General features: G+C 40.9%; 16 protein-coding genes. 8 read left to right on the forward strand and 8 right to left on the reverse strand.

What is annotated here, in order from left to right; all coding sequences use genetic code 11:
• The first annotated feature begins 59 nt into the window (after positions 1–59).
• The gene (trpB, locus tag ABIE66_RS06220) at positions 60–1,223 is read left to right on the forward strand and encodes a tryptophan synthase subunit beta (RefSeq protein ID WP_370014212.1); all 1,164 of its coding nucleotides are present in this window, start codon (positions 60–62) and stop codon (positions 1,221–1,223) included.
• A gap of 45 nt (positions 1,224–1,268) precedes the next feature.
• On the opposite strand, the gene ABIE66_RS06225 is transcribed toward trpB, so the two are convergent.
• From ABIE66_RS06225 to ABIE66_RS06250, 6 genes are all read right to left on the reverse strand, one after another.
• Complete coding sequence (locus ABIE66_RS06225) at positions 1,269–1,487, reverse strand: spore germination protein (protein ID WP_289324081.1); 219 nt, start codon at positions 1,485–1,487, stop codon at positions 1,269–1,271.
• Between the two features lie 21 nt (positions 1,488–1,508).
• On the reverse strand, positions 1,509–1,913 hold the full coding sequence (locus ABIE66_RS06230) for a spore germination protein GerPE (protein ID WP_289324082.1): 405 nt from the start codon (positions 1,911–1,913) through the stop codon (positions 1,509–1,511).
• Positions 1,914–1,918: 5 nt separating this feature from the next.
• Positions 1,919–2,098, reverse strand: a complete 180-nt coding sequence (locus tag ABIE66_RS06235; protein ID WP_289324083.1) for a spore gernimation protein GerPD — start codon at positions 2,096–2,098, stop codon at positions 1,919–1,921.
• Positions 2,088–2,699 (reverse strand): spore germination protein GerPC, encoded by a 612-nt coding sequence (gene gerPC / locus ABIE66_RS06240; RefSeq protein ID WP_289324084.1) that lies wholly within the window; start codon positions 2,697–2,699, stop codon positions 2,088–2,090. Before gerPC ends, ABIE66_RS06235 begins: the two co-directional genes overlap by 11 nt.
• Before the next feature lie 76 nt (positions 2,700–2,775).
• A complete protein-coding gene (locus ABIE66_RS06245; RefSeq protein ID WP_289324085.1) occupies positions 2,776–2,982 on the reverse strand; it encodes a spore germination protein GerPB in 207 nt (68 codons plus the stop codon).
• 22 nt (positions 2,983–3,004) lie between these two features.
• The gene (locus ABIE66_RS06250; protein ID WP_289324086.1) at positions 3,005–3,226 is read right to left on the reverse strand and encodes a spore germination protein; all 222 of its coding nucleotides are present in this window, start codon (positions 3,224–3,226) and stop codon (positions 3,005–3,007) included.
• Between the two features lie 226 nt (positions 3,227–3,452).
• On the opposite strand from ABIE66_RS06250, the gene ABIE66_RS06255 reads away from it, so the two are divergent.
• The 4 genes from ABIE66_RS06255 to ABIE66_RS06270 all read left to right on the forward strand — a co-directional run bounded on the left by ABIE66_RS06255 (position 3,453) and on the right by ABIE66_RS06270 (position 8,366).
• On the forward strand, positions 3,453–5,045 hold the full coding sequence (locus tag ABIE66_RS06255) for a long-chain-fatty-acid--CoA ligase (RefSeq protein WP_370014213.1): 1,593 nt from the start codon (positions 3,453–3,455) through the stop codon (positions 5,043–5,045).
• A gap of 350 nt (positions 5,046–5,395) precedes the next feature.
• Positions 5,396–6,670, forward strand: a complete 1,275-nt coding sequence (locus ABIE66_RS06260; protein ID WP_370014214.1) for an MFS transporter — start codon at positions 5,396–5,398, stop codon at positions 6,668–6,670.
• Positions 6,671–6,709: 39 nt separating this feature from the next.
• Positions 6,710–7,918, forward strand: a complete 1,209-nt coding sequence (locus ABIE66_RS06265) for a DUF418 domain-containing protein (protein ID WP_370014215.1) — start codon at positions 6,710–6,712, stop codon at positions 7,916–7,918.
• A 106-nt stretch (positions 7,919–8,024) separates the two neighbouring features.
• Complete coding sequence (locus ABIE66_RS06270; RefSeq protein ID WP_076367205.1) at positions 8,025–8,366, forward strand: YisL family protein; 342 nt, start codon at positions 8,025–8,027, stop codon at positions 8,364–8,366.
• 57 nt (positions 8,367–8,423) lie between these two features.
• Here the strand turns inward: ABIE66_RS06270 and ABIE66_RS06275 are convergent, their stop codons facing one another.
• A complete protein-coding gene (locus tag ABIE66_RS06275; RefSeq protein WP_063232220.1) occupies positions 8,424–8,990 on the reverse strand; it encodes a DUF2777 domain-containing protein in 567 nt (188 codons plus the stop codon).
• Between the two features lie 319 nt (positions 8,991–9,309).
• Here ABIE66_RS06275 and asnB point away from each other — a divergent pair, with 319 nt between their 5' ends.
• Positions 9,310–11,157: an asparagine synthase (glutamine-hydrolyzing) gene (asnB, locus tag ABIE66_RS06280; RefSeq protein WP_289324091.1), complete on the forward strand. Its 1,848-nt coding sequence runs from the start codon at positions 9,310–9,312 to the stop codon at positions 11,155–11,157.
• 44 nt (positions 11,158–11,201) lie between these two features.
• On the opposite strand, the gene ABIE66_RS06285 is transcribed toward asnB, so the two are convergent.
• Positions 11,202–12,953: a glycoside hydrolase family 13 protein gene (locus tag ABIE66_RS06285; protein ID WP_289324092.1), complete on the reverse strand. Its 1,752-nt coding sequence runs from the start codon at positions 12,951–12,953 to the stop codon at positions 11,202–11,204.
• Positions 12,954–13,321: 368 nt separating this feature from the next.
• On the opposite strand from ABIE66_RS06285, the gene ABIE66_RS06290 reads away from it, so the two are divergent.
• Both ABIE66_RS06290 and ABIE66_RS06295 read left to right on the forward strand, forming a co-directional pair.
• Positions 13,322–14,569, forward strand: a complete 1,248-nt coding sequence (locus tag ABIE66_RS06290) for an extracellular solute-binding protein (protein WP_370014216.1) — start codon at positions 13,322–13,324, stop codon at positions 14,567–14,569.
• Positions 14,570–14,718: 149 nt separating this feature from the next.
• On the forward strand, positions 14,719–16,254 hold the full coding sequence (locus ABIE66_RS06295; RefSeq protein ID WP_370014217.1) for an alpha-amylase family glycosyl hydrolase: 1,536 nt from the start codon (positions 14,719–14,721) through the stop codon (positions 16,252–16,254).
• Positions 16,255–16,323: the final 69 nt, after the last annotated feature.

Genomic DNA, 16,323 nt, shown 5'->3' on the forward strand with positions numbered 1-16,323 from the left:
AAAAGCTTACTATATACTAGGGGAGAAAAAATACCTTTTTTAAAGGAGTAGAGTAGAGTATGACGAGTGAGATCAAGAGCAAGGGATACTTTGGTGAGTTCGGTGGAAGTTTTGTACCGGAAGAACTTCAGGAAGTTATGGATATTTTAGAAACGGAATTCCTGAAATATAAGGATGACCCGGAATTCATTGAGGAGTTTCAATATTATCTGAAAGAATATGTCGGACGCGAAAACCCGTTAACATTTGCAAAGAATTTAACGAAAAAGGTTGGAGGGGCAAAAATATACTTGAAGCGTGAAGATCTGAATCATACAGGTGCTCACAAAATTAATAATGCGATTGGACAAATCCTGCTCGCTAAACGTATGGGTGCCAAACGCATCATCGCAGAAACTGGAGCTGGACAGCATGGTGTAGCGACTGCGACGGCATGTGCGATGTTTGGCATGGAGTGTGTGATCTATATGGGTAAGCTGGATACGGAGAGGCAGGCATTGAATGTCTTTCGGATGGAATTGTTGGGGGCAAAAGTCGTAGCGGTCGAAAAGGGACAGGGTCGATTGAAGGATGCCGTTGATGAGGCATTGAATGATTTGGTGCAAAACTATGAAAATACTTTTTACTTGCTTGGTTCAGCAGTGGGACCACACCCCTATCCAACGATCGTTAAGCATTTCCAATCAATCATAAGTGAAGAATCAAAGCGCCAGATCCTTGAAAAGGAAGGAAAACTGCCAACTGTCATCATTGCTTGTGCAGGAGGGGGAAGTAATGCGATTGGAGCTTTTGCTCATTATATCGATGAAGAAAATGTCCGTTTAATTGGTGTAGAGCCAATTGAAGCCCCAAGTATTTCGCAAGGGGTACCGGCGGTATTGCACGGATTCAAAAGTTTGACGTTAGTGGACGAACATGGGCAGCCAAAACCGACATTTTCCATAGCAGCCGGCTTGGATTACCCTAGTGTGGGACCCGAGCATAGTTTTTTGAAAGATAGCGGGCGTGCGGAGTATGTGACGGTAAAAGGGGAAGAAGCTCTTGAGGCCTTCCAGGTATTATCCAAAACAGAGGGGATCATTCCAGCTCTCGAAAGCTCACATGCTTTAGCTTACGCCATGAAGCTGGCAAAAGAGTTAACAAGAGATGATATACTGATCGTTAATTTATCAGGCAGGGGTGACAAGGATGTCGAGCAAGTATTTAACATGATAGAAAAATAGGTGGAATTTAAAAGCCTCCCTGGAAATGGGAGGCTTTTTCTTTGACTAATTATTCCCTGTAATGGGCTGGTCGACCCCATTGACATCTAGGACATTGCTACCGTTCAGACCATTAGCCGTGAAGGTGATTGCAGCTGTGTTTCCTGAACCGGATCCGAAAACGGATTTGGAGGAAGACTTAGGGGAAATGACGGCGCAATCACCGAATAACAGGTTTCCTTGCGCGACATTAAATATTTGAACTGGGCCGATAATAGCGGGCATATGAACCCCTCCTATAATAGTTTAACTGTTGTCTGAATCCTCAATTGGTGTCTCTTCGATTTTTTTAGGAACCTCCCGAATATGTTTCACTCTTGATTCCATACGTGCATGGCCTACGTTTCCGACACCAACCACAGATGAGGATGATATCCCGATTATATTGATATTGCCGACCCGTATGAAGGGATTCGGATTTGAAAATCTTGATATGACGGGTTCATTCAATCTCGGGATATAAAAAGGTTTCTTAAAAATGTCATAGTCTTCGAAATGAACATCGACTGAACCGAAAGTTTCACTTTTCTTTTGAATCGCTAAAGCCAGGGAATTTCCGTCAATATATGAAGTATCCCCGATTTGCAGGGTGGAGCTGAATGATACCGTGTCGGATAATATAGATTTTACTTTTGATATTCTAGAAAACATGTTATTTATCCTCTTGGAGAAAGCGGCACGAATGGTCCGATGATAAGGGATTCCGGCGGGGTATCGAATGCGGAAGAAAGTTGGACCGTTTGTACATCCCCTATGAGAAATAAAGCAGAGCTTGCTACACCGGTAATTTTAATATCACCTACACAAAGCTGGTGATTGGTTACATTAAACTCCATTTGGATTTCCTCCTGTCTCGGCTTGTGAATGGGTAATGAATTGTAATAATGCAGTTTGAATATCGGATTTTACCTTCTCCCTGACCTTTTCCTTGACATTATCCCGTTGCTGCGGTGCACGTTCCGCGTAAGAAAGATTATCGAAATACATATTGATTCGTTGATGAAGCTGGCGTTCGACGTCCTGTTTAATGAAGTCATGATAAGAGGGTTCCAATGATATTTTCAGCTGGGTTTCCGCATCGTGGATCATATTTTCCAAGTCTGAAAGGATATCGTTGTGAATTTCCTGGACGACGATTTCCCTGCCTGGAAATAGGTTTGGTGCTGGTTGAACGGGTTGGTTGTTGACGGCAAATTCATCAATGTTGTTAAGGTCATTGGGATTTAAACCGATATTTAACGTTCCATCTAAAGATTCGACTTTTAACTGATCGAATTTATATTCAATTTTATCTACATGGATTGGCGGTTTATTTTTCAAATCGGCGAGTTCATCTGTCAGGCGTTTGAGTTCGTGTTCAAGTTTCATGATCCGCTTATCCTGGGCTTCAAGGAAACGCTGCATTTGTATGGAATACGAATATAAATCCTGATTCACGATTCAACACCTCACCTTCATAAAAAGATAAATTCATATATGACAGTATATGAAAAAGTTGGATATAGGTGAATGCCTATGAAGCTGTAAATGGGACGAAACTGGTTAATGGTACTACATCAGCTTCGATTTCAGGGGCAGGCTCAGTGAATCCACCGGTATTGGCCAATGTGGAATATGGTTTAATCACCCCGGCACTTCCTATTTGAAAAACGGATGAATTGGCGATGCTTTCAATTTTTATCATATTGATTTGTATAGTCTGGTGAATATTGAAGATCATGTGGACTCCTTTCTTAAAAACATTAGAGATTTAAGACCATTGGCTGATCAACACCATCTGTATCATTGGTATTTGTGGTGCTATAGGCATTATAAAGGGATATGGATTCACCTGTATTAAACGAGCCAGCACCTGCAAAAGTCTTTGAAGTTGAATATGGATTAATTTTAAAGACGTCACCAATATGGACAATTCCACTGCTACCGACGTTGATGACTTGAACGACTCCTACGATGGCCGGCAAGAAAATCACCCTTTTTTTATTCTGGTTTTCCCTTGAATATTAGGCAATGAGCCTATCACGAAGGGAGTTTCAATGTATTGTATGTTGACTCATGATTGATGTGATTCATCTGCCTATCAATATGTATTGTTATATAACAGACATTGAATGTTGTTGAATAATTGGAAACAGATATGGTAAAATAATTACTAATTCAGAATTTTCAATTAAAATGAGGGGTGAGGAAATGAACGTACCATTAGTTTTATCGCATTTCTTAGATCGAGCAGCCTTACTATATGGCGATAAGAAAGCGATCATTGGTGATGACAGGGTTTTAACCTACTCAGAGTTGAACGGCCGTGTAAACCAGCTTTCAAATGGTTTAAGGGATCTTGGAGTCAAAAAGGGTGATAAGGTGGCATATTTGGCACCAAACTCCATTGAAATGCTTGAAGGCTTTTATGGGGTATTTCAACTTGGGGCCGTAATCGTTCCGTTGAATATCCGCTTGAAGCCTGCCGATTATGTATACATTTTGAACCATAGTGAGTCCAAGGTACTTTTTGTAGATCAGGAATTGTATCATTTAATTGCTCCTATCAAGGATGAACTTGGATCGGTGGAACACATAATTGTACATTATAAAAAGGAAGAGATAAATGAAACCGATTACAATCGTTGGCTGGACCTTTTTGATACCAGAAGCTTTAATCGGGAGTCGGTGGATGAAAATGACGTTTCGAGCCTCCTTTATACAAGCGGGACCACAGGAAATCCCAAAGGGGTGATGCTGACTCACCGCAACAACTATTTGCATGCCCTAGGTGCAATGCATCATTTCAGGGTCAATGACCGCGATACATATTTGCATGTACTGCCGATGTTCCACGTGAATGGTTGGGGTGCCCCATTTTATTATACGGCTAATGGTGCCACTCAAGTTTGTTTGAGGAAAACCACCCCAGAAGTGATATTTGATGCACTTGAAAAGCACAAGGTTTCCATAATGCATATGGCACCGACGGTTCTGAATTCACTGTTTCAATATTATGAACGGAATGTTCCGATAATCAAGCAGGATATCCGAATCGTTGTTGCGGGTTCCGCTCCGCCTCCAGCATTCGTTACAAGGGTAGAAAAAGAGTTAGGCTGGGAATTCATTCAAATATACGGAATGACCGAATCAACTCCGGTTAGTCTGATATCGCTGATTCGTTCTGAATTCGATGATCTTTCTGAAAAAGAAAAATACAGAATGAAGGCGAAAGCCGGATATCCCATCATAGGCAGTGAGGTAAGGGTTATCCATGACAATGGTGAGGAAGTGGTCCATGATGGCGTGGATATCGGGGAGGTCATTGTCCGCAGTCATGGAGTGATGTTAGGTTATTGGAAAAATGAAGAAGCGACCAGCCAGACATTAAGAAATGGATGGCTGCATACAGGGGATATGGCAACAATCGATGAAAATGGGAATGTTGATATTGTTGACCGCAAAAAGGATATAATCATAAGTGGCGGAGAAAATATTTCTTCCATAGAAGTGGAAGGAATCCTCTATGAACATCCGGACATTCTTGAGGCGGCAGTCATCGCCGTTCCGCATGAAAAGTGGGGGGAGACGCCGCATGCTTTCATTGTGCTAAAAACGGGTGCTGATTTAACGGAAGATGATATAAAGAACTTCACACGGGAAAATTTAGCTCATTTCAAATCAGTCACGAGCGTGTCGTTCGTCAGTGAGCTTCCAAAAACGGCATCTGGTAAAATACAAAAAATCCATCTCCGTAATGATTACTGGGACTCTAAGGGGAAAACAGGCAGATTCGTCAATTGATGCTCGTTAACGCTGTTCAGAAATGATCAGCGTTTTTTTCTGTTTGCCAGGTCGATTCGGTTTCATATTAAGCTATGAAGATAGGGAACGAAGCTAGAGAGAGGGACCTTATGTCAGGAAGCTCCATTTGACCGGGTGTCCCGTTCCGTAAATACAGCCACAGGAACTCATGCCATTGTTTGATATCAACTCATTCATTTTGACTTTTTAAGAGAAGCACTATAATTTGTTTCGATAAAAAGCTTCCTGTTTAACGATAAAGTGTTACTATTATAAAATATTTCAAATTATTATAATAATTCTTTTTAAAACTTGTTGATTCTAAGAGTTTTGGATTGTGGGGGAGAGCATTGAAACGTATTCATTATAGCTGGGTCATTTTAATCATAACATTCTTCTCGATCATTGTAGCCGGAATCGTTAGGTCATCATCGGGAGTATTCATCGTACCATTTGAAAATGAGTTCGGGTGGGACCGGTCCATCATTTCTTTAGCCTTCGCCATAAGTCTTTTTCTTTATGGATTATCGGGTCCATTCATGGCCGCCCTAATTGAAGTGCTTGGATTGAAGAAAATGATGGTATTGGCCATGTCCACTTTATTGGCAGGGATTTTCCTCACTTTTTTCATGGAGCATGAGTGGCAGCTCATTCTAATTTGGGGAATCATCATTGGATTGGGTTCTGGAGTTTTTTTAACGGTATTGAGCCCATATGTGGCAAATCGTTGGTTCGAGAAGAGGCGGGGGCTGGCGGTCGGGATACTGACGGCAAGTACGGCCACAGGTCAGCTCATTTTACTTCCGGTTTTAGCCATCATCATTGAGAATCACTCGTGGAGATGGGCGATTGGATTAATTTTGGTCCTTAGCTTGACCATGCTGGCAATCATCCTTTTATTCATGAAAAACAATCCGAAGGAAGTTGGCACTCTTCCATATGGATTAGAAGAGGAAAGTCAGGAGGCTGTTACAGTCCAAAAGAAGAACCCCATCGCCATGGCTTTTCAGTCGTTGATTGAAGCAGTGAAAGTCAAGGAATTCTGGTTATTGGCAGGAAGCTTTTTTATATGCGGACTTTCAACGAGCGGGTTGATCGGCACACATTTCATTTCTTATTGCATTAGTTTTGGATTACCGGTTGTTACGGCAGCCTCACTGCTATCTTTCATGGGGATCTTTGATTTGATTGGTACGACTGTATCCGGGTGGTTATCAGATCGTTTTGATAACCGTTGGTTGTTGTTTTGGTATTACGGTCTAAGGGGTGCTTCCCTCGTATTACTTCCTTTTGCACTAAATGAAGGCTCAATCGCCCTATTGATCATCTTCTCCGTTTTTTACGGATTGGATTGGATAGCTACTGTCCCTCCAACCATAAGCATTTCAAGACAAGTCTTTGGAATGGAGAAAAGTGGGATTGTATACGGTTGGATATTCGCGGCGCATCAGATGGGGGCAGCGGTGGCCGCGTACGGTGGAGGGCTAATTTTCAAAATATTCAACTCCTATACATGGGCATTCTTCCTTGCAGGAGTCTTTTGCTTATTGGGTAGCTTGTTTGTCATACTAATAAAAAAGCAAAAAGCTGCCATAGTGGTTAAAGATGATGAAATCAGGTTATAGAAGAGACGTTAAATCTGTATGGATGAAAGAGGTGAACCAATGAAGGGCACGATGGTACCATTGCAGGAAAGTAAACGGAACGTAAGCATCGATATTCTACGTGGATTAGCCATTTTAGGGATTTTTTTAGTGAATATGCCTTCTTTCCACTCTCCGCTTTTGTACATAGATGGTGCTGAGCGATGGTCCGGAGGATGGGACAGGATTTTGTACAGATTCAGTGATATTGTCGCACAGGCCAGCTTTTATCCGTTATTTGCATTCCTGTTCGGTTTTGGGGCCATCATACTAGCTGTAAGGAGTGAAGAAAAGGGTATTTCATTTCCTTTATTATTTACGAAAAGGCTAAGTTTCCTGATGGTGCTTGGGTGCATTCATGCTTTTTTCATCTGGCATGGGGACATCCTCATTAATTATGCTGTATTTGGGTTTGCATTATTGTTTTTTTATAAGATGAAGGGCAGGAATCTAATTCTGCTAGGCTCGGTTTGTTATGTCCTGCCATTTGCTATATTGGGTTCACTATTTCTTATAATGGGCATATTTGATAGGGAAGGGATGGCGATAACGACTGATTCTGCGATGATGAAACAGTCTTTGGAAGTTTATCAATCTGGTACATTTACGGAAATAATGAGTCAAAGAGCACTAGATTGGTATATGGTGAACAACCTCTTTAATGCCATTATCCTTTTTTTATCGATTTTTCCGTTTTTTTTAATTGGAGCAGGCGTTGCAAAGCAAGGCTTTCTCCAAAATCCAAGTCAATATAAACGACAATTCAAAGCGATATTGATTGTAAGCTTGCTGTTGGGCATGTCAATGAAGATACTGCCATATGTGACGGTATACCATTTTGGCACGATATTCGTACAGGATTATTTTGGCGGACCGTTACTTACGATTTTTTATATCACGGCAATAACGCTTTTGGCGGAACAGGCAGGAGCTTCCCGCCTGTTCCACCCCCTTTCGTATATCGGAAGGATGTCGATGAGTAACTACTTATTCCAATCGATAGTATGCACGGTCATTTTTTATTCATATGGTCTTGGTTTATATGGATCTGTCTCTTACACGACAGGGGTTGTTTTCCTAATAGCTCTTTTTTGCATGCAAATTCTGCTTTCCTTATTGTGGATGGGTCTGTTTCATTACGGACCGGTTGAATATGTATGGCGTTTTGTAACATATGGTAAAAAGCCAGTTATGCGTCGAAGAGGACTAGATGAGAAGAAATGTAAATGATGTTCATTAAATTGTTGATTTTACCTATTCAGATAAATCCTTAGTTTTGTTATTTTGTAAAAGCCTATGATATGATTAAAAGGAAACTGAACGAGGGGGCAAAAAAATGACACATATGCATATTACAGCTTGGGTTATCGGAATCATTCTTTTCTTTGTCACATATTCGATGCTTAAAGGTGGAAATCCGAAAGCGAAAATGCTACATATGATAACACGTTTATTCTATCTATTGATTTTCCTTACTGGCGGAATGCTGATCACGGATTTTGGTGCTTACGCAGTAAAAATGATTGTCGGCATCATCGTGATTGCGGCGATGGAAATGGTGTTGGTCCGTACGAAAAAAGGTAAAAGCACAAGTGCCATGTGGATATTGTTCATCGTTGCGCTTGTATTCGTCCTTTATTTAGGGCTTTCCTTGCCACAAGGAATGGACTTTTTTTAATACAGAATTGAAAACGGGTAAATGAGGAAATCTCATTTACCCGTTTTTTTTTACCCGTTATTGTGAATTCACTTTCTCAATGACGATTCTTTTTCCGGTGTTCAGGGTGAATTCAAAACGATCGTGATCCTTCTTCCCATAAGAAAAGTGGTGCTGAACGAGACATATTTGGCTCTCGTTATCAAAAGTGAAGAAATTCACGCCGGACTGGTTAGGGACAGCCCTTAAAAAAGTGAGCTGATTATAGCTATATATACAATCATAAATAGAAAAATCAAGTGAATTCAAGGTCGTTACAAATTGGAAAAAGGAATCGTCGTTCAATTCTTCCAATAAACGTTCAAAAGAGTAGAGCAGCTTTTTGCGGATCCGAATGGGCTCATTTTCCCTTAAGAAGGTGATTTCCCGGTGAAGCAGGATTTTTCCCTCTTCTTCAACAACTCCTTGCTGCCAGCGCCCACCCCTGTAAACTTCAATGATGCTATCAACATGGTCTTCGATGGAGCAGGCCTCATCTGTTTCATCATCGAAAAAAATCCATTGTTGATTGATATTTTCCACTGTTCCTTCGGTAAAAGCTCTTGTTTGCCTGTTCATTAACTTGGTTCGTTGTTGCTGACTCATACATATACCTCCAATAGTGGAATCCTCACCTACTTTTTAGTCAAAATCCAATGAAAATATAACTGTATATTTTAAAATATTATGGACAAATAACCATCTTTCCGTCTTTGCATAGGCTATGTTAAACACGGGATGCTTTGCTCAACAATTCATTATCAACGCCTGGCGTTTTGGGCGGGGATCCTACGGAATTTTGCTGTTCGATACTTAAACCTTCTTTGCTTGATCTTCGGATTTACAAATAAGGGACTGTAAATCTTTTTAAGACAGGGAGCCAATATTTTTTCTGAGAGTCCGGATAGAAAGGATGAAGTGTAAAATGTGTGGGATAACAGGCTGGGTGCATTTTCAAAAAGATTTACGGAAGGAAACAAAAACAGTTGAAAATATGACAAAAACGTTGGCAAAGCGGGGGCCAGACGAGGAAAATGTTTGGAGCGAAGCCCATGTTGCCTTTGGTCATAAACGGTTAACGGTTGTCGATGCGGAAGGCGGAAAACAGCCGATGTCGAAAGATCAAAAAAACGGCAGATATACGCTTTGTTATAATGGAGAGCTATATAACACCGAAGACATTCGAAAACAGCTATTATTAAAAGGATATTCCTTTAAGGGTCATTCTGATACAGAAGTTTTACTTACTTCTTATATAGAATGGAAAGAAAAATGCATTGACTTGTTCAATGGGATTTTTGCGTTTGCAATTTGGGATGAAAAGGATCAGAAATTATTCATTGCAAGAGATCGGATGGGGGTAAAGCCACTCTTTTATGCAGAAAGGGACGGGGGATTCATTTTTGGCTCTGAATTGAAGGCGATTTTAGCCCACCCGGATGTTAAAACGGAGATCGACCGCGACGGGTTGGCTGAAGTTTTTGGTGTGGGCCCATCCCGAAAGCCAGGTTCCGGTGTTTTTCATAATATCCAAGAGTTAAGACCTGCCCATGCTCTAACATTATCAAGGCAAGGGCTCCGAATTTGGAGGTATTGGAATGTGAAAAGCGAAGAACATCGGGATACCCTCGATGAGACGGCCGAGAAGGTCCGCTTCCTTGTCGAGGATGCAGTGACTCGTCAACTTGTATCTGATGTTCCACTTTGTACCTTCTTGTCAGGAGGGCTGGACTCTAGCGCCATAACGGCCATTGCGGCAAACGCCTATCAAAAAGAAGGGAAAGGACGGCTGCATACGTATTCCATTGATTATGAAGATAATGAGCGCTATTTTAAGGCAAATGATTTTCAGCCTAACTCTGATGGACATTGGATTAAAAAGATGTCGGATACCTTTAACACGGTTCACCATTCATCGATCATCACTCAAGAACAGTTAACGGATTATTTAACGGAAGCTGTCCTTGTAAGGGACCTTCCAGGGATGGCGGATGTCGATTCCTCATTACTTTGGTTTTGTAAGGAAATCAAGCAGGATTTTGTCGTAGGCCTGTCCGGTGAATGTGCGGACGAAATTTTTGGCGGTTATCCTTGGTTTCATCGTGAAGATGATTTAAATCGTGCTGGTTTTCCATGGATGAGATCGACCGGGGAACGGGTATCGTTATTGAAAACGGGATGGCGTGAGAAATTGAAGCTGGAGGAATTTGCGAATGAAGCCTATTTGACCACCCTTGCCGAAACTCCTAAATTGGAAGGGGAAAACGGTGTAGCAGCAAAGCGTAGAGAACTTTTCTATGTGAATTTATTATGGTTCATGACGACGCTTCTTGACCGGAAGGATCGGATGAGTATGGGGGCAAGTCTAGAAGTGCGCGTCCCATTTGCCGATCATCGACTTGTAGAATATGCATGGAACATTCCTTGGGAAATGAAAATGGAAGGCAACCGTGAAAAGGGTATTCTGAGGAAAGCGTTGGAGGGACTGTTACCGGATGAGGTATTGTATCGTAAAAAAAGTCCATATCCAAAAACCCACAACCCTATATATACTGACCGTGTGCAGGCGTGGCTGAAAGACTTACTGAGTGATAAAAATTCGGTCTTGCATGAGTTTTTCGATAAACAGAAGCTAACGGATATAGTGGATTCCAAAGGAGCCGCTTTTAAAGTGCCGTGGTTCGGGCAATTGATGTCAGGTCCCCAGTTACTGGCTCACTTGGCACAAACCCATGTATGGTTCAAGGAATATGATATTCAAATAATTGATTGAAAAAAACGGGGCAGGATGATATTCCTTGCCCCGTTTTCATTGTCTCAAAGATTGAATGCGAGAATTTTATATTGATATCCACCCAATTCAAATTGGCATTCCTGTGTTGTTTCTTTTGTTCTTAAATCCGTTAGTGTACGCCCCTTCAAATCAATAGGGAGAGTGAAGGATTGCTGGACATCCGTCGGATTGATGAGGATAACGACAGAACGTTCGCCATTATATTTTTGGTAGGCCACAATATTTTCGTTTCCGTTTGTATTTAGGAATTTGAACTCTCCGTCATTGGCAAGTAATCGTTCTTCTTTTCGTAAGTGGATCAATGCCTTAATTTCATTGAAAAGCTCGGTATTTTGTTTTTCTTCTTCCCAAACCATGCACTTTCGGCATCCTGGATCCATGCCTCCGGTTAAGCCGATTTCATCTCCATAGTATATACAGGGGCTGCCGTTGAAAGTAAGCAGGATCGCGTGGATGAGCTTGGCTCGATCTAAATCTTCCCCGCAATCCGTGAAAATCCGCGGTGTATCATGGCTTCCAAGGAGATTGAACGTCACGTCAAAAACATTGGTCGGGTAACTGTGATAGATGGCTGTCATTTCTTCGGTGAACTCGCGTGCATTGATGGTTTGTGAAGCGACCAGGCGGAAAACTTGGTTGGTAAAAGGGTAATTCATGACAGCATCGAACTGATCACCGCGAAGCCATGGCATGGAGTCATGCCAAATTTCACCAAGGATGTAAAGGTCAGGCTTTATACTTTTCACCGTTGTTCGAAATTCACGCCAGAATGGTTGGTCGACTTCATTTGCCACATCGAGTCGCCAGGCGTCTATATCGAATTCCTTAATCCAATAGGCTGAGACTTCGAGAAGATATTCTTTCACCTCCGGATTCGCAGTATTCAATTTTGGCATCGATTCAAAAAAACCGAACGTTTCATAATTGGGCCTTTCCCCTCCTTTGAGAGGAAAGCTGTGTGGATGGAACCAATCCTTATATTTCGAATCTTCTCCTTTTTCGAGTAAATCCTGAAATGGGGGGAAATAGTAGCCGCTATGGTTAAAAACCGCATCTAGCATGACTCGGATATTCCGTTTGTGGCATTCGTTTATCAGTGTTTTCAATGTTTCCTTCGTTCCAAATTGCGGATCGATTTTCCGATAATCAATTGTATCGTATTTGTGATTGGAGTGGGCATGGAAGATTGGCGTGAAATAGATTCCGTTGATGCCGAGCTTCTCTAGGTAATCTAAATGTTCAATGATTCCTTCGAAGTCCCCACCAAAAAAATTATCCACTGCCGGGTCTTCACTTCCCCAAGGTTTAACACCTTCCGGATCGTTGTCAGGGTTTCCGTTCGCGAATCGTTCAGGAAAAATTTGATACCAAATTGTATCTTTGACCCATTCTGGTGCGCCGAATACTTCATTTTGATGTAGATAGGGAATCGCGAAATAGCATCCCGGATCTCGGGGGGGTTCTTTAAAGAAACCCTTTTCCGTGTAAATGGCACTTTCATCTTCTGAGAGGACCTTGAACCCATACCGAATTCTTCTGTAGGTAGGCTTCACATAAATATGCCAATAATCATAACGGTTATCGCTGCCTGATAAACTCATGGGAAGTTCTTCGTACTGCCATTGTCCATTATCTGAAATGTATGGGTCCCCAAAAATCAATCCAGCTGAGGAGATATCTTGTTTTTTCGTACGTAGACGGATATGTAGGGTTTCAGTGTTGATGGGATAGCCGTAATTGTCATTAGGTCTATGGTGTATGGATGAAAATTCCATTAAAACCACTCCAATTCTATAAGTATTTGGGGAAGTGAATATGAAAAAGGGAACATCAGGCTGTTATGAGGGGGTTCTCTAAGCAGTTGTAATTAGCCGTTAAGTGTTTTTTTCAATATGGTTATATACCCAATTCTAATTGAAAGAAGCACTTATTAACTAAAAAATAACAAAAAGTGTTCATCACTACAAGGAAATAAATACGTCGAGGAAAATGTTGTAAAAACCAAAGCCGTTCATATAATGATAACAATAAGTTTGGTGCCGCTTTCATGATGGGGGATTTATTTGATTGGCTGAACTGAAAAACAGTATTATTTGGTGCTTTTGGACATGATAGAATAAACATTTTAAAAAGGAGAATGAAAGTGAAGAAGCTGATTTTTCATTTGTTCATGTCCATGTTCTTGATCTTTATTGTAAGTGCTTGTGGATCCAGTTCAGATTTGGAAAATAAAGTAGTGAAAGAAAATAAGAAAAACGAAGAAGCCAGTAATGAAGCGAAACCGAAAAAATTGATCATTTGGGAGGAAAAAGGTAAAGCGGAGGCCCTAAAGCCAGTGCTTGAAGCATTTGAAAAAGAATATGGAATCAAAGTTGAGCATGAAGAGCTGGAAATAGCTACCGAGATGTATGAACGGCTTCGTCGCGATGGGCCGATTGGAAACGGAAAAGCCCCGGATGTGGTAACTTTTTCTCATGAAAAAGTCGGGAAAATCGTAAAGGAAGGCCTAATTCAGGAAGTGAAAGTGAGTGATGAAGTATTAAATGCCTTCATTGAATCTACAATTAGAGGCGAGATGTATCAAGATAAGGTATTTGGATTGCCGAAATCCGTAAACACTTCCGTTTTCATTTATAATAAAAAATTGATGGCTAAGCCTCCTGAAACGATGAATGATTTATATAAAATGGCGAAGGAATTAAGACAAGGTAACGTGTATGGTTATTATGCCAAATGGAATGAGTTCCATGATGGGTATGGAGTAATGGCTGGAATGGGAGGTTACACATTTAAAGATAAGAATGGAAATCTAGACCCTTCGGACATTGGTTTGAATAATAAGGGTGCTGTAAAAGGAGCTGCGTATATCCAAAAATGGTATAAAGCGGATTTGATCTCAAAAGGCGACAAGGCAGCGATCGAGAAGTTGTTTAGTCAAGGGGATTTGGCTTCTTTCATGAGTGACGGTAACTCATTTTCCGAGAGAAAGGATACAGGATTTGCCCCCTTGCCCGAATTGCCAAATGGTCAGCCAATGAAAACGTTCATGGAAATCAAAGGCTGGCATGTAACAGCATTCACAAAACATCCTGATTGGTCTACGAAGTTAGTTGAATATTTGACAAACGATGATAATGCAATGCAACGTTATGAAATAACAGGGGAAATTCCTCCTAATAATTCAATCAAACACAATGCAGCAATCAATGAAAATGAAAGGGCACAAGCCTTAAGCATACAAATACAATACGCTGAACCCGTGCCGAATATTCCGGAAATGAATAAGGTATGGGGACCGATGAATTATGCCATGGATGATATAGCCACTGAAAAAGCAAAAACAAAAAGGGCTTTGGATAAAGCGGTTAAGACGATAAAAAAAGAACGTTAATCGTCTTCTGCTTATTCCATTTCATTAACTGTATCCAGTATCCCCAATTTGTCCCTTTAGTGTAAAGTTTTTTATAATTTGGATTTGACGTTAAGGGGTCAAAAGGCTAATCTTAAAGGCGTAAAGAGATAGCTAGGAGGAGAGCGGATATGAGAAAAAGAGTGTTATCACTCGCTTTAATTCCGTTGCTTCTTTTTTACGCCATTCCAGTAGGAGCAGCTGAAAAAGAACAACGAACTTGGAAGGACGAAATCGTATATTCATTATTGGTCGACCGATTTTTCGATGGTAATACACAAAATAATGGAGATGCGAATGTGAATGACCCTTCTGCGTTTAATGGTGGGGATTTTGAAGGTGTCACGAAGAAACTGAATTATTTAAAAGATATGGGTTATACCGCTATCATCCTTTCACCAATTTTCGCTAATGATGAAAATGGCTATCATGGCGATTGGGTGACTGATTTTTATAAAACGGATACACACTTTGGGACAATTAAAGAGTTTAAAAAACTCGTGAATGAGGCACATAAACGCGATATGAAGGTGATCATTGATTTTCAAGCAAATAATGTGGGTCCTAACTCATCTTGGCTGAACGACCCTGAAAAACAAGATTGGTTCCATGAAGAAAAAAAGATTTCCAATGAAGGTAATCAAAAGGATTTGGAAACAGGCTGGGTCGATGGTCTTCCGGATTTGAATCAAGACAATGAGGAAACACGGAAATATTTACTTGATGCCGCCAAATGGTGGATAACGGAAACTGATATTGATGGGTACCGTTTAAATAAGGTTCAATACGTAGAAAAAGATTTTTGGAAGGAATTTGTAGGTGCAGTCAAATCTGAAAAATCAAATTTCTATACAATCGGCGATATACAAGGTGATGCGGATTTGATTTCAAGCTATAAGAAGACGGGTATCGATGCTTTCATGGCTTATCCGCAAAATGTTGAGCTACGGGAAGCATTTGCTGCACCTGATAAAGAATTGAAACCTGTTTTTAATTCGTTTGCGAAAAGTGAAGATGAATTTGGGGGCAATGCTCCTCAGGCATTGTTCATGGATACTCAGGGAATGCCGCGTTTTACAAAGGATGCAGCCGATCATAACGAAAACCCAGGTGCCAGATGGAGAATGGCGCTGTCATATCTATATACGATGCCAGGAGTGCCAATCGTATTCTATGGATCGGAAATTGCCTTAAATGGTGATATTGCTCCGGATAATCATAAATTGATGAATTTCAAGACAGAACAGGAATTGGTGGAATATATAACAAAGCTTTCTGATCTCAGAGACATGTACCCAGCATTGATAAAAGGGAATATGGAGCTTTTATATGAAAAAGGCGGAGCTTCGGTATTCAAACGTGTGTATGGTGATGAAACGATTGTCGTCGCCATGAACAATACGACTGAAACTCAAAAGATAAACCTTACTGAAAAGGAACTTGAAAGTAATAAAGAGTTGAGAGGTATGCTGAATGGGGATCTGGTCCGCAGTAAGGACAACAGCTACTCTATCGTAATCGACAGGGAGACGACAGAAGTTTACACACTGTCACCCAAGTCGATTATCAATATTCCTTACCTGTTAGTTATAGGATTGGTTCTTCTTATTTTTGGTATATTCATTGCTTTGGTTATTAAGCGTTCAAAACGGAACCAACCAAAATAATCATATACCTCTCGATTGTGGGTAGCTGCCAAACATTGTCCCTAGGCTTTGTGGAAAACAGGATCGGGA

The organism is Peribacillus sp. B2I2, from assembly GCF_041261685.1.
Lineage (GTDB): Bacteria > Bacillota > Bacilli > Bacillales > DSM-1321 > Peribacillus.

What these genes read in the sequence shown, in the direction of transcription:
- trpB (WP_370014212.1), top strand. Translation starts at nt 60, where the DNA reads ATGACGAGTGAGATCAAGAGCAAGGGATACTTTGGTGAGTTCGGTGGA.
- ABIE66_RS06225 (WP_289324081.1), bottom strand. Translation starts at nt 1,487, where the DNA reads ATGCCCGCTATTATCGGCCCAGTTCAAATATTTAATGTCGCGCAAGGA.
- ABIE66_RS06230 (WP_289324082.1), bottom strand. Translation starts at nt 1,913, where the DNA reads ATGTTTTCTAGAATATCAAAAGTAAAATCTATATTATCCGACACGGTA.
- ABIE66_RS06235 (WP_289324083.1), bottom strand. Translation starts at nt 2,098, where the DNA reads ATGGAGTTTAATGTAACCAATCACCAGCTTTGTGTAGGTGATATTAAA.
- ABIE66_RS06245 (WP_289324085.1), bottom strand. Translation starts at nt 2,982, where the DNA reads ATGATCTTCAATATTCACCAGACTATACAAATCAATATGATAAAAATT.
- ABIE66_RS06255 (WP_370014213.1), top strand. Translation starts at nt 3,453, where the DNA reads ATGAACGTACCATTAGTTTTATCGCATTTCTTAGATCGAGCAGCCTTA.
- ABIE66_RS06265 (WP_370014215.1), top strand. Translation starts at nt 6,710, where the DNA reads ATGAAGGGCACGATGGTACCATTGCAGGAAAGTAAACGGAACGTAAGC.
- ABIE66_RS06270 (WP_076367205.1), top strand. Translation starts at nt 8,025, where the DNA reads ATGACACATATGCATATTACAGCTTGGGTTATCGGAATCATTCTTTTC.
- ABIE66_RS06275 (WP_063232220.1), bottom strand. Translation starts at nt 8,990, where the DNA reads ATGAGTCAGCAACAACGAACCAAGTTAATGAACAGGCAAACAAGAGCT.
- asnB (WP_289324091.1), top strand. Translation starts at nt 9,310, where the DNA reads ATGTGTGGGATAACAGGCTGGGTGCATTTTCAAAAAGATTTACGGAAG.
- ABIE66_RS06285 (WP_289324092.1), bottom strand. Translation starts at nt 12,953, where the DNA reads ATGGAATTTTCATCCATACACCATAGACCTAATGACAATTACGGCTAT.
- ABIE66_RS06295 (WP_370014217.1), top strand. Translation starts at nt 14,719, where the DNA reads ATGAGAAAAAGAGTGTTATCACTCGCTTTAATTCCGTTGCTTCTTTTT.